21 protein-coding genes and 1 other RNA gene are annotated in these 23,664 nt (G+C 32.6%); 13 read left to right on the forward strand and 9 right to left on the reverse strand.

Annotated elements, in window-relative coordinates; genetic code table 11:
- Positions 1–40: 40 nt before the first annotated feature.
- The gene (locus tag KKQ79_RS03745) at positions 41–1,348 is read right to left on the reverse strand and encodes a DEAD/DEAH box helicase (protein ID WP_213189046.1); all 1,308 of its coding nucleotides are present in this window, start codon (positions 1,346–1,348) and stop codon (positions 41–43) included.
- Between the two features lie 269 nt (positions 1,349–1,617).
- Between KKQ79_RS03745 and rpsA the strand changes: the two genes are divergently transcribed.
- On the forward strand, positions 1,618–3,396 hold the full coding sequence (gene rpsA / locus KKQ79_RS03750) for a 30S ribosomal protein S1 (RefSeq protein ID WP_213189047.1): 1,779 nt from the start codon (positions 1,618–1,620) through the stop codon (positions 3,394–3,396).
- A 233-nt stretch (positions 3,397–3,629) separates the two neighbouring features.
- Complete coding sequence (gene rplS, locus KKQ79_RS03755; RefSeq protein ID WP_069799210.1) at positions 3,630–3,983, forward strand: 50S ribosomal protein L19; 354 nt, start codon at positions 3,630–3,632, stop codon at positions 3,981–3,983.
- A gap of 125 nt (positions 3,984–4,108) precedes the next feature.
- Here rplS and KKQ79_RS03760 read toward each other — a convergent pair whose 3' ends face one another.
- Entirely contained in the window at positions 4,109–4,705 is a 597-nt protein-coding gene (locus KKQ79_RS03760) for a helix-turn-helix domain-containing protein (RefSeq protein ID WP_347813930.1), read from the reverse strand.
- A gap of 145 nt (positions 4,706–4,850) precedes the next feature.
- The gene (locus KKQ79_RS03765; protein WP_213189048.1) at positions 4,851–5,948 is read right to left on the reverse strand and encodes a TerC/Alx family metal homeostasis membrane protein; all 1,098 of its coding nucleotides are present in this window, start codon (positions 5,946–5,948) and stop codon (positions 4,851–4,853) included.
- Between the two features lie 359 nt (positions 5,949–6,307).
- On the opposite strand from KKQ79_RS03765, the gene KKQ79_RS03770 reads away from it, so the two are divergent.
- From KKQ79_RS03770 to KKQ79_RS03780, 3 genes are all read left to right on the forward strand, one after another.
- Positions 6,308–7,414: a M14 family zinc carboxypeptidase gene (locus tag KKQ79_RS03770; protein ID WP_213189049.1), complete on the forward strand. Its 1,107-nt coding sequence runs from the start codon at positions 6,308–6,310 to the stop codon at positions 7,412–7,414.
- A gap of 279 nt (positions 7,415–7,693) precedes the next feature.
- Positions 7,694–11,326 carry an LAGLIDADG family homing endonuclease gene (locus KKQ79_RS03775; RefSeq protein WP_213189050.1) on the forward strand — a complete coding sequence of 1,211 codons (3,633 nt, stop codon included), beginning with the start codon at positions 7,694–7,696 and terminating at the stop codon, positions 11,324–11,326.
- 224 nt (positions 11,327–11,550) lie between these two features.
- Positions 11,551–12,963, forward strand: a complete 1,413-nt coding sequence (locus KKQ79_RS03780) for an APC family permease (RefSeq protein WP_213189051.1) — start codon at positions 11,551–11,553, stop codon at positions 12,961–12,963.
- Positions 12,964–13,052: 89 nt separating this feature from the next.
- Here the strand turns inward: KKQ79_RS03780 and KKQ79_RS03785 are convergent, their stop codons facing one another.
- Together KKQ79_RS03785 and KKQ79_RS03790 are read right to left on the reverse strand one after the other, a co-directional pair.
- Entirely contained in the window at positions 13,053–13,469 is a 417-nt protein-coding gene (locus tag KKQ79_RS03785; protein WP_213189052.1) for a DUF4844 domain-containing protein, read from the reverse strand.
- Positions 13,470–13,514: 45 nt separating this feature from the next.
- Positions 13,515–14,006 (reverse strand): hypothetical protein, encoded by a 492-nt coding sequence (locus KKQ79_RS03790; RefSeq protein WP_213189053.1) that lies wholly within the window; start codon positions 14,004–14,006, stop codon positions 13,515–13,517.
- A 121-nt stretch (positions 14,007–14,127) separates the two neighbouring features.
- Between KKQ79_RS03790 and KKQ79_RS03795 the strand changes: the two genes are divergently transcribed.
- Complete coding sequence (locus KKQ79_RS03795; RefSeq protein ID WP_213189054.1) at positions 14,128–15,054, forward strand: cation diffusion facilitator family transporter; 927 nt, start codon at positions 14,128–14,130, stop codon at positions 15,052–15,054.
- A 112-nt stretch (positions 15,055–15,166) separates the two neighbouring features.
- Here the strand turns inward: KKQ79_RS03795 and KKQ79_RS03800 are convergent, their stop codons facing one another.
- From KKQ79_RS03800 to KKQ79_RS03810, 3 genes are read right to left on the reverse strand one after another with little or no spacing between them, the layout of a single operon-like run.
- A complete protein-coding gene (locus tag KKQ79_RS03800) occupies positions 15,167–16,573 on the reverse strand; it encodes an NAD(P)(+) transhydrogenase (Re/Si-specific) subunit beta (protein WP_213189055.1) in 1,407 nt (468 codons plus the stop codon).
- A gap of 6 nt (positions 16,574–16,579) precedes the next feature.
- Positions 16,580–16,888, reverse strand: coding sequence for an NAD(P) transhydrogenase subunit alpha part 2 (locus KKQ79_RS03805; RefSeq protein WP_213189056.1), 309 nt, complete (start codon positions 16,886–16,888; stop codon positions 16,580–16,582).
- 12 nt (positions 16,889–16,900) lie between these two features.
- Complete coding sequence (locus tag KKQ79_RS03810) at positions 16,901–18,037, reverse strand: Re/Si-specific NAD(P)(+) transhydrogenase subunit alpha (RefSeq protein ID WP_213189057.1); 1,137 nt, start codon at positions 18,035–18,037, stop codon at positions 16,901–16,903.
- A gap of 211 nt (positions 18,038–18,248) precedes the next feature.
- Here KKQ79_RS03810 and KKQ79_RS03815 point away from each other — a divergent pair, with 211 nt between their 5' ends.
- The 4 genes from KKQ79_RS03815 to KKQ79_RS03830 all read left to right on the forward strand — a co-directional run bounded on the left by KKQ79_RS03815 (position 18,249) and on the right by KKQ79_RS03830 (position 21,353).
- Positions 18,249–19,088 carry a 1,4-dihydroxy-2-naphthoyl-CoA synthase gene (locus tag KKQ79_RS03815; RefSeq protein WP_104792711.1) on the forward strand — a complete coding sequence of 280 codons (840 nt, stop codon included), beginning with the start codon at positions 18,249–18,251 and terminating at the stop codon, positions 19,086–19,088.
- Between the two features lie 83 nt (positions 19,089–19,171).
- Complete coding sequence (menA, locus tag KKQ79_RS03820) at positions 19,172–20,101, forward strand: 1,4-dihydroxy-2-naphthoate octaprenyltransferase (protein WP_213189058.1); 930 nt, start codon at positions 19,172–19,174, stop codon at positions 20,099–20,101.
- Positions 20,102–20,225: 124 nt separating this feature from the next.
- Positions 20,226–20,657, forward strand: coding sequence for a hypothetical protein (locus tag KKQ79_RS03825; protein WP_213189059.1), 432 nt, complete (start codon positions 20,226–20,228; stop codon positions 20,655–20,657).
- A 15-nt stretch (positions 20,658–20,672) separates the two neighbouring features.
- On the forward strand, positions 20,673–21,353 hold the full coding sequence (locus tag KKQ79_RS03830; RefSeq protein ID WP_213189060.1) for a metal-dependent hydrolase: 681 nt from the start codon (positions 20,673–20,675) through the stop codon (positions 21,351–21,353).
- A gap of 32 nt (positions 21,354–21,385) precedes the next feature.
- On the opposite strand, the gene ffs is transcribed toward KKQ79_RS03830, so the two are convergent.
- An RNA gene (gene ffs, locus KKQ79_RS03835) (signal recognition particle sRNA small type) lies at positions 21,386–21,483 on the reverse strand.
- 73 nt (positions 21,484–21,556) lie between these two features.
- Between ffs and KKQ79_RS03840 the strand changes: the two genes are divergently transcribed.
- Genes KKQ79_RS03840 through KKQ79_RS03850 form a run of 3 tightly spaced genes read left to right on the forward strand, consistent with a single transcriptional unit; the run spans position 21,557 to position 23,640 of the window.
- Entirely contained in the window at positions 21,557–22,135 is a 579-nt protein-coding gene (locus KKQ79_RS03840; protein ID WP_213189061.1) for a DUF4199 domain-containing protein, read from the forward strand.
- Positions 22,135–22,680: a hypothetical protein gene (locus KKQ79_RS03845; RefSeq protein ID WP_213189062.1), complete on the forward strand. Its 546-nt coding sequence runs from the start codon at positions 22,135–22,137 to the stop codon at positions 22,678–22,680. The genes KKQ79_RS03840 and KKQ79_RS03845 overlap by 1 nt, the downstream gene beginning before the upstream one ends.
- A gap of 6 nt (positions 22,681–22,686) precedes the next feature.
- On the forward strand, positions 22,687–23,640 hold the full coding sequence (locus tag KKQ79_RS03850; RefSeq protein ID WP_213189063.1) for a glycosyltransferase family 2 protein: 954 nt from the start codon (positions 22,687–22,689) through the stop codon (positions 23,638–23,640).
- The last annotated feature ends 24 nt before the right edge of the window (positions 23,641–23,664 follow it).

Consider the following 23,664-nt stretch of genomic DNA (forward strand, 5'->3'; position numbering starts at 1 on the left):
GAAATAAAAATGCCAAAGAAATTTATCTTTGGCATTTATTTTAATAAGCGATTTCCATTTTTATTTTCTTGCCTTTTAGCTTTTCGTTGGCAAGTTTTTTCAGAACATCTTTCACTTTGTTTCGGGCAACTGCAACGTAAGAAGTAGTGTCTTTTACTTCAATGATGCCAATATCATCTTTAGACAATTCTCCTTTTTTGATAAGGTAACCTACAATATCTACTTTGTTGACTTTGTCCTTTTTTCCTGCGCTTATATAAATCGTTTGGAAAGGCGTTTTTGCCGGAATTCTGTAATTTTCAGTAATGTTTTCTTCTGGCGTATTTCCTTTAATGAAAGGGAAATTTTCTTCCTCAGTCATAATTAAATAAGCAAAACCTTTAGCATGCATTCTTGCAGTTCTTCCGTTTCTGTGGATGAAAGCGTCTTCTTTTGGTGGTAATTGATAATGCACAATAGATTCTACTTCTGGAATGTCTAAACCTCTGGAAGCCAAATCGGTAGTGATTAAAATTCGGGTAGAATCATTTCTGAATTTCAACAAAGCGCGTTCTCTTTCGTCTTGTTCCATACCACCGTGAAAGGTTTCTCTATCGATGCCTTTTTCTCTTAAAAGTTCAGAAATTCTATCCACAGCATCTCTGTGATTGCAGAAAATTAGCGTTCTTTTGTTCCCGATTTTACAAATGAGTTTAAAAAGTGTTTCCAGTTTTTCTTCTGGAATCGTCATCACTTTTTTCAGTTGAATATTAGGTTTTGCTTCGCCTAATTTCAAAAAATTGAGGGTTTTTTCGTTGTTTAATCCTACAAATTTCGGGATATTATCCATCGCAGTTGCAGAAGTAAGAAAACGCTGAGAAATATTTTTTAAAGAGCTGATAATTAAATTCATATCTTCTTCAAAACCTAATTCTAAAGCTTTGTCGAATTCATCTAAAACCAAAGTTTTAATGGTTTTCGGCTCGAAATTATTATTTTTGAGATGATAAGAAATTCTTCCTGGAGTTCCTATTAATACAGCAGGAGCTTCAGTAAGATTGTTGATTTCAATTTTTTTATCGTGACCACCATAGCAAATAGTTACCTTAAAATCGGTTCCCATATTTTTGAAAACTTGTTCTATTTGCAGTGCCAATTCTCTTGCCGGAACCAGAATAATCGCTTGAATTCCCGAAATATCTTTTTGCAAATTTCTAAGCACAGGAAACAAAAATGCGAGCGTTTTTCCCGAACCTGTTGGGGAAAGTAAAATGATATCTTGTTCGTTTTCAGATGATTGAAAGGTAGATTTCTGCATTTGATTCATTTCCTGAATCTGCAGTTTTTCATAAATTGGTTGTAATTCCATTTTGCAAATTTAAGGTAAAGGTTTGGGTTTGTCAGAAACTTATTAATAATGCCTTAAATTAAGGTCTTGATTAAGTATATTTTAAGCGGAATAATTCTTTGAAAATTAGCAGAAAAAGGCATTGCTATTTTGTAAAAAGTTTGTATTTTTGCACCACTTTTGTGGAAGTAGTTTTGGCGAAGTAAAACATTAGTAATTAACATCTTCCGTATTTTTTAGAATCCACATTATGCCAAAGCTAAAAAAGAAGGAATACAAATTTTTTTATTATGTCTGAATTGACAAACCAAGAAGCATTATTAAATGCAAACGTAGCACCAGAACAATTTGATTGGGATTCTTTTGAATCAGGTCTTGACGCTGATGCAAGAAAAGAAAAAAATGATTTAGAAGAAATCTACAAAGGTTCTCTTAATGATCTTTCTGAAACTGATGTTATCATCGGTAAAGTAGTAAGATTAACAGACAAAGAAGCGATTGTAGATATCAATTTCAAATCAGAAGGTGTAATTTCTCTTAACGAATTCCGTTACAACCAAGGTCTTAAAGTAGGTGATGAAGTAGAAGTAATGGTAGACAGAAGAGAAGATAAATCTGGTCAATTACAATTATCTCACAAAAAAGCTAGAACGCTTAAAGCTTGGGATAGAGTAAATGAATACCATGAGTCTGGAGAAATCGTAAACGGTTTCGTAAAATCTAGAACTAAAGGTGGTATGATTGTAGATGTTTTCGGTATCGAAGCATTCTTACCAGGTTCTCAAATTGATGTTAAACCAATCAAAGATTACGATCAATTCGTAGGTAAAACTATGGAATTCAAAGTGGTGAAAATCAACCCTGAGTTCAAAAACGTAGTTGTATCTCACAAAGCGTTAATCGAAGCTGATATCGAAGGTCAGAAAAAAGAAATCATCGCTCAATTAGAGAAAGGTCAAGTTCTTGAAGGAACAGTTAAGAACATTACTTCTTACGGTGTATTCATAGATTTAGGAGGTGTAGATGGTCTTATCCACATTACAGATCTTTCTTGGTCTAGAGTTAACCATCCATCAGAAATCCTTTCAGACGGACAAGTGGTGAAAGTGGTTATCCTTGATTTCGATGATGAGAAAACTAGAATCCAATTAGGTATGAAGCAATTAGAAGCTCATCCTTGGGATGCTCTTTCTGCTGACTTAAAAGTAGGTGACAAAGTAAAAGGAAAAGTAGTAGTTCTTGCTGACTATGGTGCATTCGTAGAAGTTGCTCCAGGTGTAGAAGGTCTTATCCACGTTTCTGAAATGTCTTGGTCTACTCACTTAAGATCTGCTGGTGATTTCGTGAAAATTGGTGACGAAGTAGAGGCTGTAGTTCTTACTTTAGATAGAGAAGAAAGAAAAATTTCTTTAGGAATTAAGCAATTAACTCCAGATCCATGGGCTGATATCCAAACTAAATATCCAGTTGGTTCTCAACACGTTGGTACTGTAAGAAACTTCACTAACTTTGGTGTATTCGTAGAACTAGAAGAAGGAATTGATGGTCTTATCTATATTTCTGATCTTTCTTGGACTAAGAAAATCAAGCATCCATCTGAGTTCTGTGCTGTAGGTGATAAACTAGACGTAATCGTTCTAGAATTAGATACTGAAGCTAGAAGACTTTCTTTAGGTCACAAACAATTGACTGAAAATCCTTGGGATAAATTCGAAACTAAATATGCAGAAGGAACTGTTCACTCAGGAAAAGCTACAGATGTTTTCGATAAAGGTGCTCAAGTTCAGTTCGAAGATGCTGAAGTAGAAGCTTTCGCTCCTTCTAGATTATTAGAAAAAGAAGATGGTTCTAAAATCAAAAAAGGTGAAACTGCTGATTTCAAAGTAATCGAGTTCAACAAAGAATTCAAAAGAGTAGTAGTATCTCACACTGGTATCTTCAGAGATGAAGAGAAAAAAGCTGCAAAGGAATCTAAACCAGCTGCATCTTCTTCAGGTGAAGAAAAATCTACACTTGGTGATATTGATGCTTTGGCAGAATTAAAGAAAAGAATGGAAGAAGGTAAATAATCTTCCTGAGATTTCATAAATTTTAAACCGTCTCATTTTATAAATGAGGCGGTTTTTTATGTTTAACCTATAACTCATTGATTTACTTGTCATTGATTTCAGTTTTTATCAATAAAAATTGCAAAAGATATTTGTTTGTTTCAAAGAAAATTAATAATTTTGCAACCTGTTAATCAACCTCTGACGAAAGCCGTGAACGTTGTTTAGCTTTCCAAAAATTATTTTTATAAAAAATGGATTTATTAAAGTACGTACAAGACAAGTACATTGCTAAAAAAGAATTCCCAGAATTCAAAGCTGGTGATACCATTACTGTGTATTACGAAATTAAAGAAGGTAACAAAACGAGAACTCAGTTCTTCAAAGGAGTTGTAATCCAATTGAGAGGAACAGGTGCTACTAAAACTTTCACCATCAGAAAAATGAGCGGTGATGTAGGTGTAGAAAGAGTTTTCCCAATCAACATGCCTGCTTTACAAAAAATTGAAGTAGATAGAAGAGGAAAAGTTAGAAGATCTAGAATTTTCTACTTCAGAGATCTTAGAGGTAAGAGAGCAAGAATCAAAGATGCTGCTTACAAAAAGTAATCACCTCTCTAGAAAAAAGAATAAAAGCATTCCAAAAATTTTTGGAATGCTTTTTTATTTTATGGAATCTAAGAATTTTTAATTTCTATTCATCACATCATCACATCACCACATCATCACATTAACTAGGGTTCAAAAGCTTCAAATTTTCCGTTTTCGTAGAAGAAAACAATTCTCTTAATCTTGTTTTCAGTAGGTGAATTTGTAATTGATTGATTTACAATATTTTGAACTTCTGAAATGTCTTCCTGAACTTCTAATCGCTGAGAATCGCTTATTTTTTCTTTTTTTGGAGTAGGGAAAGATGTATTAGATTCTCGCGGTGTTTCTTTTTGAAGATTTTCTTGAATGAAAATTTCATTTTTATAATCTTCATCAATTAATGTAAAAAGATCAGGCGAAGAATTTTCTTCCTCTAGATTTATTTTTGATTCGCTAGTGGATAGAGCAGAATTATTTTGTAGCATTTCTCCCTGACCTAAAATGATCCAGTCCCAATTGATTTCTGGAAATCTGTTTTTAATCTTGACAATGAATTCTAGGGAAGGTTTATTTCTTCCCGAAATGATATGTGAAATACTGGAACGCTGAACATCTATTTCGTCTGCAAAATCTGATGCGGTAAATCCAGAATATTCTAAAATTTTAGTAAATCTGTCATTTATATTCATGTTACAAATGTAATAATTATAATTTACATAAGTGAATACAATTGTAAACAAAGAAAAAATTTACAATTTCACAATTGTATAAATATGACTAAAACCATTATGGATAAAGAATTTTATGTAATTTACAATATTAAAATTCTAAATTATTTTTCTAATAAAGCACAAAAAAAACTCTCATTACTGAGAGTTTAAGTTTTTATTCGTGATGATGAAGATGCTTTTCATCGTCTGGATTAAATTTCAGTTTCCTGTCTTTTTTCTTCTCTGGAAAAAGTAATGAGAAGAATACACTAGCTCCTAAAATGCTTACAATGATTAACAAGGAATGCGTAGTAGTAAAGCCCCATTCTTCTAGATAACTATGTCCTAGCATTTTTAACCCAATGAATGTGAGTAATGCTGCTAAACCTATTTTTAAGAATCTAAACTTATCGATAATTCCTGCTAATAGGAAGAACATAGAACGAAGTCCGATAATCGCAAAAATGTTTGAAAAGAAGACAATATAAGGATCTTTAGTCACCGAAAATATTGCAGGAATAGAATCTACTGCAAAAATCAAATCGGTAAATTCTATGATGATAAGAACTAAGAACAATGGGGTAAGTTTCTTAACTCCGTCAATTCTTACAAAGAATTTACTGCCTACAAAATGAGGATGAACTTTAAAATATTTATTGGCAAATCTTACAACTGGGTGGTTCTGAGTATCTATTTCCTCATCTTTATCTTTATCCACAAACATTTTAATACCTGTAAATACTAAAAATGCTCCAAATACATACATTATCCAGCTGAATTTCTCAATTAAAGCTGCACCTACGAAGATGAAGATGAAACGCATTACGATAGCGCCTAAAATGCCCCAAAAAAGAACTCTGTGATAATTTCTTTGTGCCACCCCGAAAGCTGTAAATACCAACACGATTACAAATATATTATCTACTGATAATGCATATTCTACTACATAACCTGTAAGATATTCTAATCCTAAATTCTGATTATAAAGTGCAATACTGTGCTCTAAATCATTCGGAATTATTGTAACAGGATGGTGATGTTTATTAATTACCGTTTGTAATTTCTCAATACTATCAATTCCGTGGAGCATATGTCCATAAGTAATCAACAAAAAATAAAAGCCTAAAGACAAACAAACCACAAAAAAACTCATTAATCCAGCTTGTTTCAGCGAGATGGTGTCTGATTTTTTGTGCAATAGTCCTAAGTCTAAAGCTAATATGAAAAAGATAAATACTACAAATGATAGTAAAAACAAAGTCTCGTTTGACATAAATTTTAAAATTTTAAGTGGTCAAAGATAACCATAATTAAGAAAATTTCAATATTTTACATTTGTAAATATATGAAATCTGAAAACTTTATTAACATTAAAAATGTTTAATGGTATAACTCTACAAATGGTTTTACCAACAAGATTTAAGTATTAAAGTAAATATATAAATTAACTTTATATAAATTTCATAAAATACTGATTTTGTATATTTTATATTTTTTATTTATTAAAAATGTAATTAACAATTTTTTCCACAGACATTATGACTTTTTTTATTATTTAAATAATTTACAAATGTTAATTAGGAGATTAATTCTTTTTATAGTATTTTTGAGTTTTCAAAATTTATCCACATTATGCATTCTACTTTTCAGTATCAGAAAAACCCTAATTTCCCAAATCGTTATATTTCGCCTAAAAGCCTTCAAAATTTTCTACAAGAGAATCTCAGCGATTATATTACTTTAATGGGTACTTCTACTCTAGGCGAGCCTATTTATCAATTTTCTTATGGTTCTGGTGATATTAAGGTCTTGGCTTGGTCTCAGATGCACGGAAATGAGAGTAATTCTACTCACTGTATGTTGGATTTGTGGTATTCTTTAGAATCTCAACCTCACCTTAAAGAGAAATTATTCCAAAATATATCCTTAGATTTCATTTTTATGCTCAATCCGGATGGTTCTAAGGTTTGGTTGCGCAGAAATTCTCTTGATATAGACATGAATAGAGACTATTTACAGAATGCAAGCTGCGAAATGAAGCTCTTAAAAGAAATTGCGTTTTCTAAAAAGTATGATTACGCACTGAATTTGCACGAACAGAGAACAATTTTTTCTACAGATGGTAAAAATCCCGCTACTTTATCATTTTTAGCGCCTTCAGAAGATTATGACAGAACTGTTACCGAAAATCGTAAAAAAAGTATGGCGGTTATTGCTAGTATATATAATGTATTGAGAATGCAAATTCCTAATCAGATTGCAAGATATTCTGATGAGTTTTACCCAACTTCTACTGGTGATAATTTCATGAGAGCTGGGATTCCAGTAATTTTATTTGAAGGTGGTCATTTTCCTGATGATTATCAACGTTTTGGGACTAGAAAATATTACACTATTGCTTTATATACAGCGCTTTCTAGTATTGGATTGTTAGATAGAAAAACGTTTGGTTATGAAACATATTTCGAAATTCCAGAAAACAAAGAATCGCATTTTGATGTTATTTATAGAAATGTGAAACTTAATACCGATTTTGAATGCGTATTAGATGTTGCGGTTCAGTATAAAGAAGAGATTAAAGAAGGAGAAGAGGAAATATCTTTTGTTCCTATTGTAGTAGAAGTGGGAGATCTGCACAGAAAAAAAGGTTGGAAAGAAATAGATTGCACTGGCAAAAAGTTTATTTCTCAAAATAAATTTCCCAAATTAGATGCGGTTCAGAATTTCACAATAGAATAGTAGATTTTTTAGAAATAGCAATCGAATTATATCGTATAACCTAACTTTTTTTGAAAATTAGTTAGTTTTTTTTGTGAACAAAAATTTTCAATAGAAAAATTGAATAATTGATATTAATCATAAAAGTTTACAAATTTTTTAGCTTAAATAATTGATTGATAATATTTTAATTTTTTTATTTTTTCAAAAAGTTTACAAAAAATTTTAGGCATTGTTAAATTTAACATAAAGTAGTTGTATTTTTATTTACTTTTGATTCGTAAAAAATTAAATATAACTATGGAGAAGGTAACAACTAATTTTGCCTATGAAGAAACACTAAAATACTTCAAAGGAGACGATTTAGCAGCCAGAGTTTGGGTAACCAAATATGCATTGAAAGATTCTGATGGGAATATTTATGAAAAAACACCTGATGATATGCACCAAAGAATTGCTTCTGAGGTTGCGAGAATAGAAAAAAAATATCCCAATCCGCTTTCCGAAGCAGAAATTTTTGATCTAATAAAAGACTTTAAATACATTATTCCGCAAGGAAGTCCGATGACGGGAATTGGGAATAATTTTCAGATTGCTTCGCTTTCAAACTGCTTTGTAATCGGCAACGGAAATGATAGCGATTCTTACGGAAGCATTATGAAAATAGACGAAGAGCAAGTTCAACTCATGAAGCGTAGAGGTGGAGTTGGTCACGATTTGTCATACATTCGTCCAAAAGGTTCTGCGGTAAAGAATTCTGCGCTTACTTCTACAGGTTTAGCGCCGTTTATGGAGCGTTATTCTAATTCTACCAGGGAAGTAGCCCAAGATGGAAGAAGAGGCGCTTTAATGCTTTCTGTGTCGATAAATCATCCCGATTCTGAAGATTTTATCAATGCTAAATTAGAGCAAGGAAAAGTAACAGGAGCGAATATTTCTGTGAAAATAGATGATGAATTTATGAAAGCGGTAAAAACTAATAGTGAATATCAACAGAAATATCCTATTTACAGCAAGAATCCTAAATATACCAAGACTATTTTTGCAGAAGATTTATGGAAAAAAATAGTCTATAACGCTTGGAAATCAGCAGAACCAGGAATTCTATTCTGGGATACGATTATCAGAGAGTCTATTCCAGATTGTTATGCAGATTTAGGTTTTGAAACGGTTTCTACCAATCCTTGTCTTACTGGTGATACTTGGATTATGACTAAAAATGGTGCGAAAAGAATTTATGATTTGGTAGGTAAAAAATATTTTGCTTGGGTTGATGGAAATCTTTTTCCTTCTACAGATGAAGGATTTTTTAAGACAGGTTTTAAACCTATTTTTGAAATAACAACTAAGAGAGGTTTGAAACTAAAAGGAACTGATAATCATTTAATTAAGAAACTTAATTCTAAAAAAAGACAAGAAAAAACCTTTGATTGGATAGAACTAGGGAACCTGAAAAAAGGCGATAAAATTAGCATCAATAATAATAGAAATGTAAAGAATTTTGACGGTGATTTTAAACTCAATTTTGAGAAAGGTTGGTTAGTTGGTAATTTATTAGGAGACGGAACATTTGATGGTAATACTGCGATTTTAAGATTTTGGGGAGAAAATAATGCTCAAATGAAAGAAATTGCGGTAAAATATTTAGAAAATAATGTAAAACATAGAAGCGATTTAGGTTCTGGAAATGATAAAAAAATTATCAGCATTAAATCTAAAGGACTTTATGAATTGTGTGAAGAAATTAATTTTGATAAGAGCAAAAAAATTTCTGATGCGATAGAAAAAACTGATTATCAATTTTATAGAGGTTTTTTTAGTGGTTGGTTTGATGCAGATGGAACTGTCTTAAATAATACAGAAAAAGGAATTTCGGTGAGATTGTCTTCTTCAGATTTATATAATTTAGAAATTGCTCAAAGAATGCTTTTGAGGTTAGGTATTTTTTCTACCGTTTCAAAATTAAGAAGAGAAAGTCAAGAAAAACTTTTACCAGACGGAAAAGGAGGATTGAAATCTTACAAAATTAAAGACCAGCACGAATTGATTATTTCAAAAGATAATGTATTGATTTTCAGAGATTTAATAAATTTTAAAGACGAATTTAAAAAATCTAAATTAGAAACTGCAATTGCTTCTCTTAACAAAAGAGGTTTGTACAAAGAAACTTTTTTAGATGAAGTTTTAGATATAAAATATTGTGGCGAAGAAGAAGTTTTTGACTGCCAAATTATGGGTGCTAATGAATTTGATGCCAATGGTATTAATGTTCATAATTGTGGCGAAATCCCGCTTTGTCCTTATGATTCTTGTAGATTAATTGCGATAAATCTTTATTCTTACGTAGAAAATCCATTTACCAAAAAAGCGAAATTCAATTTTGAATTATTCAAAAAACATGCAGCTTATGCACAAAGAATGATGGATGACATCATCGATTTGGAAATGGAGAAAATTGATGCAATTTTGGCAAAAATTGAAAAAGACCCAGAAAACGAAGAAATAAAACATACTGAAAAACAACTTTGGGAAAAAATCCGCAAGAAAACTCTTCAAGGAAGAAGAACAGGAGTAGGAATTACGGCAGAAGGTGATATGTTGGCGGCTTTAAATTTAAGATATGGAAGCAAGGAAGCCAATGAGTTTTCAGTAGAAGTTCATAAAACGTTGGCTCTTTCTGCGTATCGTTCTTCGGTAGAAATGGCGAAAGAAAGAGGTGCTTTTGAAGTTTTTAATGCAGAAAAAGAAAAAAACAACCCTTTCATTTTGAGATTAAAAGAAGCAGATGAAAATCTGTATCAAGATATGGTGAAATATGGCAGAAGAAATATCGCTTTATTAACCATTGCACCAACTGGAAGTACCAGTTTGATGTCTCAGACTACTTCAGGAATTGAACCGGTATTTTTGCCTGTTTACAAGCGTAGGAGAAAGGTAAATCCTAATGATAAAGATGTAAGAGTAGATTTTGTAGATGAAGTGGGAGATTCTTGGGAAGAGTACATTGTTTTCCATCATCATTTTAAAACTTGGATGGAAGTGAATGGTTATGATATTTCTAAAAATTATTCCAACGAAGAAATTCAAGATTTAATCGAGAAATCTCCTTACTACAAGGCTACTTCTAATGATATTGATTGGCTCAGCAAAGTGGAAATGCAAGGTGCCATTCAAAAATGGGTAGATCATTCTATTTCGGTGACCATTAACATTCCGAATGAAGCCACAGAAGAATTGGTGAATCAACTTTACATCAAAGCTTGGGAAGTGGGTTGCAAAGGAGTTACGGTTTACAGAGATGGTTCTAGAAGTGGAGTTTTGGTAGCTGCTGATGATAAAAAGGAAGAAAAAGATGAGGAAGAAGCTACTTCATCTTTAGAAGCTTTCCCTACTAAAAGACCTCAGATTTTAGAAGCTGATGTGGTGAGATTCCAAAATAATAAAGAAAAATGGATTGCTTTTGTAGGTTTGGTTAATGGTAGACCTTACGAAATTTTTACAGGTTTGGCAGATGATGAAGAAGGAATTATGCTTCCACGTTGGGTAAATGAAGGTTTGATCATTAAAAACAGAGACGAAAACGGTGTTTCTAGATATGATTTCCAATTCAAAAATTTAAGAGGGTATAAAACTACTATTGAAGGACTTTCTCATAAATTTAATCCAGAATTCTGGAATTATGCGAAACTCATTTCAGGAACTTTAAGACACGGAATGCCAATTGAAAACGTAGTAGAATTAATCAACAGATTAGAGCTAGATTCTGAATCTATCAATACTTGGAAAGCGGGAGTTGCAAGAGCTTTAAAGCGCTATATTCCTGATGGAACTGAAGTTGACGGACAAAAATGCAGCAATTGTGGTTCTGACCAAGTGGTTTATCAAGAAGGTTGCCTGATTTGTAAAAATTGTGGAAATTCTAAATGTGGATAAAAATAGGGTGTTAGATGATGGATGCTGGAAGTTTACAAAATAACTGTTTATTTTGTATTTCGTAGAAATCTAAATAATTTTATTCAATTTATAAACAATGAGCCACAAATTTTTGTGGCTTTTTAATTTTCTAATATCTTTGATAGTCTTAAAAAATTCAAAATTTATTTACCTTAATCCAAAAGGAAGTAAATTTTGAATTTTAAACTTGAAACAAAAACTCTATGAATAAAAAATTAAAACTTTGGGACGCAACCATGCTCGTGATGGGTTCCATGATTGGAAGCGGAATTTTCATTGTTTCTGCGGATATGATGAGAAATCTCGGTTCTGGATATTGGCTCATCGTCGTGTGGATAATTACCGGAATTATGACGGTTGCAGCCGCTTTAAGCTATGGCGAACTTTCGGCGATGTTTCCAAAAGCAGGTGGACAATACACTTACATTACAGAAATTTTCGGGAAAAGACTCGGATTTTTGTATGGTTGGGGAATGTTTACCGTGATTCAAACAGGTACCATTGCAGCAGTTGCGGTAGCTTTTGGGAAATTTTCGGCGTATCTTTTTCCCGCGCTCAATGATGCGGCTCCGCTTTTCCAAAGTGGCGAATTTAAAATTACTTGGATTCAAATCCTTGGTATTGCGGTGATTTTGTTGCTCACTTACATCAATACTCGAGGTGTAGAAAGTGGAAAACTTCTTCAAAATATCTTCACAGGTTCTAAAATTGTCGCGCTTTTAGGCTTGATTTTTTTAGGATTTATTTTGGTTAAAAACTCTTTCTTGGCAGATAATTTTAGTTTCGATTGGGAAGCTTTTAATAATATCACCAAAGATGCTAAAGGTAATTTTTTACAATTAGGTTGGGAAAAAATCTCTGGAGCTACCGTGTTGGGTGGAATTGCAGCCGCAATGGTTGGTTCTGTGTTCAGTTCTGTAGCTTGGGAAAACGTGACTTTTGTTTCTGGGGAAATAGAAAATCCACAGAAAAATGTGGTAAAATCTATGGTTTTGGGTACAATTTCTGTGATGACGCTTTACCTTTTGGTAAATTTCGTTTATCTGAATGCTTTAGACCGAGATTCCATCGCATTTGCTGCGAATGATAGAGTAGCTGTTGCTGCTTCGGAAAAGATGTTTGGTAGCGTAGGAACGATTATTATGGCGGTTCTGGTGATGATTTCTACTTTTGGTTGTGTCAACGGAATTGTTTTGGCAGGATCTAGAGTTTTTCAGACGATGGCAAAAGATGGACTTTTCTTAAAATCTGCTATCGAAAATAATAAAAATGGCGTTCCCGAAAAATCTCTTTGGATGCAGGGAATATGGGCTTCACTTCTCGCTTTGAGCGGACAATACGGCGATTTATTGGATATGATTTCCTTTGTGATTGTTTTGTTTTACATGATTACCGTTTTTGGAGTAATTTATATGAGAATAAAACAACCAAATGCAGAAAGAAGCTACAAAACGTGGTTATATCCTGTTACGCCTATCATTTATTTGTTGATAGGAACAGCGTTTTGTGTACTTTTATTTATTTACAAACCGAATTACACTTGGCCAGGATTGCTGCTTATTTTAATTGGTTTGCCAGTGTATTATTTGATTAATAGAAGGAATTCTGAGAAGTAAATAATTAAAAAAATAAAGAAATTAATGAATAGAGTCGGGCTTTTGTTCGACTTTTTTGTTGCGAATAGATTTAAAATTATTTATTTGGGTTAAAAATTATACATAAAATTATTTAATTGTCCATCTGAGCTTTTAAGATGAACGATATCCATTAATTCTTCAAAATAACCACAAATTCTTTCTCTATTTTCGGTATCTAATTCAAGGTAAATGTCTGAAAATCTGTTTAATCCAATTTTAATTGCTTTTTGAAATTCTTCTTCGTCGGTATTGCCACTTTTGATAATTTTTTGAAAATCATTGGCTGCTAAATTTATTTTTTCAGTTAAAATAGGCTTTAATTTTTCATTTCCAATACCAGGGTATAATATTTTCATATCTACCTGAAATTTTTCCTTTTTTTTGAATGCTTCAATTTTATCAAAAGCAGTTTTGTCAACCTTAATATATGTTTTTTGACAGGAAGTTATGAATATAAATGATAGAAAGAGGAATAAATTTTTCATTTTGTAATTTAGATTTTGTGACTTTTTCTATTTGGAAATTTTTTATTATTTCTCTGTAAAAAACTTTTTAATCTTCATTATTATTTTTTGTAATAAAGTAAATTCGTTTCCAATATTTTTACAATTCAAGGCAATTATAAATTCAGGCAAATTTGCATAAACATTTATTTTCAGTGTTGCAATTTTTTTGTTTTTATCATTAAATATGGTTATAAACTCGTTCCCAGAATCGTCAATTCCATTTTTATATCCTGTTAAATTTTTTATTTTAATTTCCTTTCTGAAAAACAACAAGTTCTTATAAATTAATTTTTCATTTTGAATTCTAGCTTGAATCAACTCATAATAACCTGTTTTTACAAGTTGATAGATTAATATAAAGAATATAAAGATGAAATAAGCAAACCATAAATAATGTCCTTTTAAAATCATATTTTGATATGCTCCTTCAATAAAGAGAAATGGTAAAGTAAATGAAATAAGGGTTAGTGAAAATCTAAAAAAAATAATTAGATAATTTTTTATTTTTAGTTTCATTGAGTTAGTAGGGTTTGCTTTTGAGTAAATCTTTGTTTCAAATTAAGTCGAACACGTAAATATACACAATTCGCATAAATTTTCTCAAAAAAAATCCCGAAATTTGACTAAAATATCTTTCATGTCGCATTCTCACGATCACGGTCATAGTCACGTTCCAGCGCTAGATTTAAACTCTAAAAAACTAAGAAACGCTTTTTACATTGGGATTTTCCTTAATTCAGCTTTTGTAATTATAGAAGCGGGAGTTGGTTGGTCTCAGAATTCATTGGCTTTGCTTTCAGATGCAGGACATAATCTCAGTGATGTAGTGAGCTTGATTTTGGCACTCATTGCCTTTAAATTAATGTATTCAAAGGCTACACAATCTTATACTTACGGTTATAAAAAAGTGACGGTTTTGGTGGCTTTGCTTAATGCTTTAATACTTTTTGCGGCAGTGGGCGGAATTATTTTTGAAGCGGTTTTCAGATTTTATAATCCTCAACCTTTGCAAGGAAAAGTAATGGCAATTGTGGCGTTTATTGGTATTATAATCAATGCGTTGACTGCTTATTTTTTCATGAAAGATAAAGACAAAGACCTCAATATTAAAGGCGCTTATTTACACATGGCTGCAGATGCTTTGGTGAGTTTGGGTGTGGTAATTGCTGGTGTTGTGATTATCTTTACCAATTGGTTTTGGTTAGATTCTGTGATGAGTATTGTGATTGCTTTGGTTATTCTCTACGGAACTTGGAGTTTGTTTACTCAAAGTCTAAAATTGGCTCTTGATGGAGTTCCGGAAGGAGTAGATTTCAATAAATTAAAGGAGCAAATTCTGGGAATAGAAGGAGTGAAAGATTTCAAGCATCTTCATATTTGGGCATTAAGTACTACAGAAAATGCATTAACTGCTCATCTTCAAGTTGAAAAATCACTTTCTCACAATGAAATTGAAAAGTTGAAAGATAAAGTAAAACATGAATTAGAGCATTACAATGTGCATCATACAACACTTGAAATTTACTTTAACGACAGAGAATTCTTGGAAGAGGAAATGCTTTAGAAATATGAGTTATGAAATATGAAGTAAGAAGTATGAGTTTTTTTAACAAAAAAAAATCCTATTCAATAATTTCTGAATAGGATTTTGTATTTCTGTGTTTTCTTTGAGAGTATTACAGATTTTTAATCTCAGAGATTAAATCTTGCAAAACTTTTTTTGCATCTCCGAAAAGCATTGAAGTTTTTGGTCTGTAGAATAATTCGTTTTCAATTCCTGCGTAACCAGGTTTCATACTGCGTTTATTTACGATGACGTTTTTAGTCAATTCAACTTCTAAAATAGGCATTCCGTAAATAGGAGAGGAAGTGTCTTCTTTTGCTGCAGGGTTTACTACGTCATTTGCTCCTAGAATTAACACTACATCTGCAGTTGAGAACTCTTCATTGGCTTGTTCCATTTCCATTAATTTTTCATAAGGAACATCGGTTTCTGCCAAAAGTACGTTCATGTGTCCTGGCATTCTACCAGCAACTGGATGTATCGCGTAGAAAACATCTACACCTTTACTTTCTAATAATTTTTCTAATTCATGACAAGCATGTTGAGCCTGAGCTACTGCTAAACCATAACCTGGGACAATCATTACTTTGCTAGCGTAAGTCATTAAAACTGCGGTATCGCTCAACGTGATTTCTTTCACAGTTCCGCCAGAAGGAGAAGTTCCGCCAGAAGATTTTGCGCCGCCTCCAAATGAACCAATCAATACGTTTAATAAAGAACGATTCATGGCGTTACACATTAAGATGGTTAATAAAGTTCCAGCTGCTCCTACAAGGATACCACCAGTTAACATTACTTTGTTGTCGTATAAAAATCCTCCACAAGCTGCGGCAACTCCCGTAAATGAATTTAAAAGTGAAATTACAACAGGCATATCTGCACCACCAATTGGGAATACGAAAAGTAATCCGTAAAGCGTAGATAATCCAAAAATGACATAGAATAAATAAGCATTTTCTGGACTGAAAGTCATAACCAAATAAACTGATAATCCCAAAATAGCCAATAAAATAGCGATATTTAAGAATTGTTGACCAGGAAAAGCAAAATCTTTTTTAATGTTTCCATTCAGTTTTCCCCAAGCAATCATACTTCCTGCAAATGATACAGAACCGATAATTAATCCTAAAAGGATAATAGAAAGTGTTCCTAAATTTACTTCGCCAGTAGTATTGTGTGATAAGTGATTGAATTCAACCAAAGAAATTAAAGCAGCACAAGCTCCTCCCATTCCGTTGAAAAGGCTCACCATTTGTGGCATTGCCGTCATTTTTACTTTTTTGGCAGCAAGAGCTCCCACGATTGTTCCGATGAGGATTCCACCAAAAATCCAACCGTAATTTCCTAATTTTTGACCTTCTTCATCTTGATAAAGAAAAATAGTTCCTAAAATGGCTACTACCATTCCTGCTGCTGCTAATAAATTTCCTTTTCTAGCAGTAGCTGGATTCGAGAGCATTTTTAACCCTAAAATAAAGGTCACTGAACCAATGAGGTATAATATTGTAAGTAGTCCCATGATTTTCTATTTTTTCTTTTTACTAAACATTTCCAGCATTCGATCTGTTACTACAAAACCTCCTACCACATTAAGCGTTCCTAAAATCACCCCGAGAAATCCTAAAATTAAGGCCAAGTAATTGTCTGGTTCAGCTTTTCCCATTACAATAATTGCCCCAATAATCACTACTCCGTGAATCGCATTTGCGCCACTCATTAGAGGAGTGTGTAGTACACTAGGTACATGACCTATCACTTCAATTCCTACAAAAATCATCAGAATTACAATGTAGATGATTTGTTGGTATTGAGAAATCCACTCTATAATATTCATAAAAATTTTGTTTTAGTTATTCATTGAAGGAGAGAGTATAGATTTTACTCTATCGTTAATAATTTCGCCATTGTGGGTAATACAAGCACCTTTTACCAAATCGTCTTCCCAGTTGAGGTTAAGGTTTGCATCTTTGTCAATGATGAGTTGTAAGAAGTTCACCATATTTTTTCCGTACAATTTACTTGCGTCAGAAGGCATGGTAGATTGTAGAGAAGAATTTCCAATAATAGAAATGCCGTTATAATTTACCGTTTCGTTATTTTTAGTAAATGGAGTATTACCACCGGTAGAAGCGGCTAAATCTATAATTACAGAGCCGTTTCTCATAGAATTCAGCATTTCTTCGGTAATTAAAATCGGAGCTTTTTTACCAGGAATTTGTGCTGTAGTGATAATGATATCAGATTTTGCTACACTTTCAGCGATACGTTGTTGTTGCTTTTGTTTGTATTCTTCGGTTTGTTCTACTGCATAACCGCCAGCTGTACTGGCATCTGCAGCGCCTTCTACTTCTACAAATTTAGCGCCAAGACTCATTACTTCTTCTTTTACCGCAGGTCTTGTATCGAAAACCTCTACTACAGCGCCTAATCTTTTTGCGGTAGCAATGGCCTGTAAACCAGCAACTCCAGCTCCTAAAATAAGCATTTTTGCAGGAGCAATACTTCCTGCAGCAGTCATAAACATTGGGAAATACCTTCCGTAAGAATTAGCAGCGAGTAAAACTGCTTTGTAACCTGCAATATTGGCTTGAGAACTTAATACGTCCATTGCTTGTGCTCTGGTCGTTCTAGGAAGCATATCTAGAGAAAAAGTAGTGATTTTTCTTTCAATTGATTTAATGATGTTTTCTCCGTTAGATAAAGGTTGATAAACACCTAAGAGAATTTTAGAATGAACTTTGGCAAAATCCTCATTTTCAAGAGGATGAATAGACAATAAAATGTCTGCTTGTTCTAATACTTCGGCTCTAGATTTAATTTCTGCGCCTACTTTTTCATATTCTTGGTTATTATTAAAGGATTTATCACCTGCACCAGATTCTACAACTATTTTATTTCCTTTTTTAATGAGTGCTGCTGCAGATTCTGCAAGTAAAGAAACTCTTGTTTCGAAAGAAGGTTCTTTTAATACACCTATAATCATTTTATTAATTTTAAATATTTTCAAATATAAACCTATTTTTTGACAATCGGAAAATGATTTATTTCATGTACAAGTTATTATTGTGAATGAATAGTATTAAAAATTATTAAATTCATAATCATTATGTAACATATATCACATTAATATTTCTAAATTTTTATTCTGCACCTTTTTTCAAAAATAGTATCTTTACCAGCAAATTTTTTGAAATATGAATATAGATTGGAAAACGGCTAAAGAATACGAAGATATCACGTACAAAAAGTGCAATGGAGTAGCGAGAATTGCTATTAACAGACCAGAAGTTAGAAATGCTTTTCGTCCTAAAACCACTTCAGAATTGTATGATGCTTTTTATGATGCTTATGAAGATTCTAGCATTGGTGTGGTTTTATTAACAGGTGAAGGTCCAAGTCCTAAAGATGGCGGTCATGCTTTTTGTAGTGGTGGCGACCAGAAAGCTCGTGGTCATCAAGGTTATGTAGGTGATGATGGAAGACATCGTCTCAATATTTTAGAAGTTCAAAGATTGATTCGTTTTATGCCAAAAGTAGTGATTGCTGTGGTAAACGGTTGGGCAGTTGGCGGAGGTCACTCTCTTCATGTGGTTTGTGATTTGACTTTGGCAAGTGAAGAACATGCAATTTTCAAACAAACTGACGCAGATGTTACTAGTTTTGATGGGGGTTACGGTTCGGCATATTTAGCAAAAATGGTAGGTCAGAAAAAAGCCAGAGAAATTTTCTTTTTAGGAAGAAATTATTCTGCGAAAGAAGCGGAAGACATGGGAATGGTAAATGCGGTAATTCCTCACGCTGAGTTAGAAGAAACTTCTTATCAATGGGCGCAAGAAATTTTGGCGAAATCTCCAACTTCTATCAGAATGCTGAAATTTGCGATGAATTTAACGGATGACGGAATGGTTGGCCAACAAGTTTTCGCAGGTGAAGCAACTAGATTAGCATACATGACTGAAGAAGCCAAAGAAGGCAGAAACGCATTTTTAGAAAAACGTAAACCAGATTTCGGCGATAATCAGTGGATATCTTAATTTGGTTGACGGTTGTTAGTTGATAGTTGTCAGTTTTCTGAAATTATTTGCCAACAACCAATAACCAACAACTAACAACTAAAATGATTGATTGGATAAAAGCAGCTCGTTTGCGTACTTTACCGCTTTCGATGAGCGGAATTATTATGGGTTCTTTCATTGCAAGATGGAAACTCCTAGAACAAGGAAAAACTTGGGACTGGACTATTTTTGCTTTGGCACTTTTGGTGACTTTGCTTTATCAAGTTTTGTCAAACTTTGCCAATGATTATGGTGATGGCGTAAAAGGAACCGACCAAAATAGAATAGGAGAGGCAGAACAACGTGCGGTAGCTTCTGGTAAAATTTCTGCAAAGCAAATGCGAAACGCTATGTTTTTGTTTGCCTTTTTATCATTAGTGGCGACTTTAGTTCTGTTGTACAAAGCATTTTTCCCTTATTTTATTAATGAATTTTACACTTTTATAGGATTGGGAGTTGCGTGTATTTTAGCAGCAATTGGTTATACTGTTGGTAAAAAACCTTATGGTTATCTTGGTTTAGGAGATATCATGGTTTTTATCTTTTTCGGGCTGGTTTCTGTGTGCGGAAGTTACTTTCTGTTCACTAAATCTTTTGATTGGGATATGCTTTTACCTGCTTCTGCAATAGGTTTGTTGAGTGCAGCAGTTCTGAATCTCAATAATATGAGAGACATTGAAAACGACGAAAAATCAGGCAAAAAAACGCTTGCATTAAGATTAGGTTTTAAAAATGCGATGATTTATGAAATGGTTATTCTCATGCTTCCACCGATTTTGGTTTTGATTTATATGTTTCTTGAAGGTTTAGAAGAACAAGGAAAATATTATGCATTTATTTTCTTTATTACTGTTTTTCCTTTGACCGCTTTGCGCAGAAAAATGATGGAAGTAAAAGAACCAAAAGAATTAGACCCATTCTTAAAACAAGTAGGAATCATTACTTTATTAATGAGTGTTTTGGTGGCTTTTGGATTGAATTATTTTGCGTAAGCTGGAAGTCGGAAGTCAGAAGCTGGAAGATGAAAGTTTGAAGTTTTTTTGTTCCGTAGGAACGAAATGTGTGTAGAAAAAAAGTATCACAAAAAAAGCGTTCCGTAGGAACGCAATGTTAAATATGAAAAATTTATTCCTTTTATTCTTTTCGTTCATTATGATTATTAGTTGTAATATTAAATATGAAGATTCAAAAAATTGTTATGATGAAAGTTTTGCTTATTTTTCCAATAATAATGTTACTACTGTTGAAGAATTAGATTGTGAAGAACAAAAAATTGTAAAAGAGCAAATTAATAAAGCATTAAAAGAAAATGAATTCGTTTCAAATAGTAGAAATGAAAACCAATATTATAAACAATGTGTAGTTTCTTATAATAAAAAAGGAGAAAAAATAATCTGGGTAAATTGTATAAGAAAAAATATTGGTCATGAAAATGAATGGAAAAAAGGCATATTAGAAATGTTAGATGGGGGAGATAATTATTTTAATTTAAAAATAAATATAAGAACGAAAAAATATTATGAAATGTATGTTAACGGATTTGCATAATAATATTAATTAATCATGAAAATAAAATTCCTCGGACAAAACTGTTTTTTGTTCACTTATAATGGTAAAAATATTCTTTCTGACCCTTTTTATAATTTTCAGAAAGAGCAAACAGGATTTGATATTTCTGCACAAAAAATTGATTATGTGCTCATTACTCATGCTCATGGTGATCACATTGCAGATGTAAGAGAAGTGTTGCAACATCATCCAGATGCTACAGTGATTGGTCAACCAGAAATTTGTGGTTATTTTAATCATCCTAATTCTATTGATATTAATTTTGGAGGTTCTGCCAAGTTCGATGACATGAAAATTTCTATGGTTCCTGCACATCATACTTCTAGTTTCCCAGATGGAACTTATGGCGGTCAACCTTGCGGTTATATGTTTAGATTCCAAGGTAAAAACTTATATTTTGCGGGAGATACAGGTGTAATGGCAGATATGGAGTTGTTTCCAAGACTTTTCGGGGAAATTACAGCTGCTATTCTTCCGATTGGTTCACATTATACCATGTGTGCAAGAAAAGCGAGTTTTGCAGCAGCAGAATTATTGAAAACCAAAAGAGTGATTGGTTGTCATTTTGATACTTTCGAGCCGATAAAAATTAATCACGATTCGGCGAAACAATTGTTTGCAGAAAGAAATATTGAGTTTTTGATTCCAGAATTGGGAGAAGAATTTGAAGTATAATTTTCTGAAAAATTTCAAAAAAAGACATAAAAAAATGGCAAGCTACCTAAATCACACCGCTACGACCGATTACCTTTGCTGCGTTCCCACCCTGGAGGATTCTCAGGAGCTGGTTGTTTAGGACTTGCCGTTGCAAAAATACTGAATTAATTTAAAATTCAAAATCTAATCTCGTATTTTCGAGAAAAATTTTTAAAAATAAAATGAGTAAAAACGTTTATACATTTGGTTTTCTGATATTTATCGCAACCATGTTAGTGTTCTTTGGAGTGTATTTTTTTGGTTATAATACCAATTATTTTAACACAAGTATGCTTCTTAATGCATTTTTAATGCCTGCGCTTTATACTTTAGGTGCTTATTTTTCGGTGACAACTTACAAAAAAGAAGTAAAAGAAATAGGTTTTAGAGATGCTTTTGGTAGAGCTTTTAAACCGATGTTTATTGGTGGTTTTCTTTCCATGTTTAGCATTTTTGCATTTCTGAATTATGTAGATACAGATGCTAAAGATTTACTGAATCACCAATATGTAGAGCGTCAAAAAACAGAGCTTGACAATGAGTACAACAAAGCAAAACAGATTTTAGCTAAAAAAGAAGACAAAGAAGAACTAGACAAAAAGTATCAAGAAAGATTGCAGAGTTTTGCGCCAGAATTGGTAAAAGATAAAGATATGTTTACCTTCAGAAACTTCACGTATTTTTTCGCTGCAGTTTTGGTATTTTATACTATTCTGTCTACATTCTTCGGAACTTTCTTTAGAAATAAAACTTTAGAATAATGAGTTTAAAAACTACTGTTTCCAGAAATTTGACGGGCAAAAAAGTTCTTACTTTTTTCGTGTTGTCAAGTGTGGTTTATTTTGCCATGATTTTTTTTACGATTCCAAAATTGACTGATTTTGCGAATGGTTTACAGATTTTTGACATGAAACCAAATGGTTACAGTTTTACTTATGCCAAAGAACTTTTAGGAAATCTAGGGAAGAGTGGCAGAAATTTTTATCTGTTTCGTCAGTTGCCATTAGATTTCGTATATCCTCTCTTGTTTATGATGAGTAACATTCTGATTTTGAGTTTCTTTCTTAAGAAAATTGGCAAATTAGAATCTTGGTTTCTTTTGGTTTTATTCCCTGTAATTGCTGGATTTTTCGATTATTTAGAGAATTTCGGTCTTATTTATTTACTCACTTCTTATCCTAAAATCTCAGAAATAGGCGTGAGAATAATCAGCACATTTACTGTAATAAAAAGTCTATTTACAAGCTTATATTTTGTAATTTTGCTGTTCGTTTTAGCGATATTAATTTTCAAAAAAATAAAATAATTTTTAATGAATCTATCCGTTGTAGTTCCTTTATTAAACGAAGAAGAATCTTTGCACGAACTTTATGCAAGAATAAATAAAGTGTGCCAAGAAAACCAATTGTCTTACGAAATTTGGTTCGTAGATGATGGAAGTACAGATTCTTCTTGGCAAATTATAGAAAATTTATCCAAAGAAAATCATCATGTTCACGGCATTAAATTTTCTAGAAACTATGGGAAATCTCAAGCATTACATGCCGCTTTTGAGAAAGTACAAGGCGATGTAGTGATTACAATGGATGCAGATTTGCAAGATTTTCCAGAAGAAATTCCTGAATTATACAACAAAATTGTAGTCGAAAAATACGACTTAGTTTCTGGTTGGAAGAAAAAACGTTTTGACAATGTGATGACCAAAAATCTTCCTTCAAAACTCTTCAATTCTGCTGCAAGAAATCTCTCTGGAGTAGAATTACACGATTTTAACTGTGGTTTAAAAGCTTACAGAAAACAAGTGGTAAAATCGGTAGATGTTTACGGAGATTTACACCGATGGATTCCTGTTTTGGCAGCAAATGCAGGTTTCAAGAGAATCACCGAAAAACCAGTTCAGCACCAAGCCAGACCTTATGGAACATCTAAATTCGGGACAGAAAGATTTATCCGTGGTTTTCTCGATTTAATTACGCTTTGGTTCGTAAGCAAATTTGGAGGAAGACCAATGCACTTCTTCGGAGCAGTGGGAACTTTAATGTTTATTTTCGGGTTTTTCTCAGCATTTTGGTTGGGTGCAACCAAATTAGTTGACGTGTATTATTATCACGTTTATGGTAATTTAATCGCCGAAAATCCTTGGTTTTACATCGCTTTAACTATGATGATTATGGGAACATTACTTTTTGTAGCAGGATTTTTAGGAGAACTCATTATCAGACAAAGTAGAGGTCATAAGAATTATCATATTGAAGAGGTGATTTAATTTGAAAATGTGCTAATTTGAAAA

Origin of the sequence: Cloacibacterium caeni (genome assembly GCF_907163125.1) — a bacterium.
In the GTDB taxonomy this organism is placed as follows: domain Bacteria; phylum Bacteroidota; class Bacteroidia; order Flavobacteriales; family Weeksellaceae; genus Cloacibacterium; species Cloacibacterium caeni_B.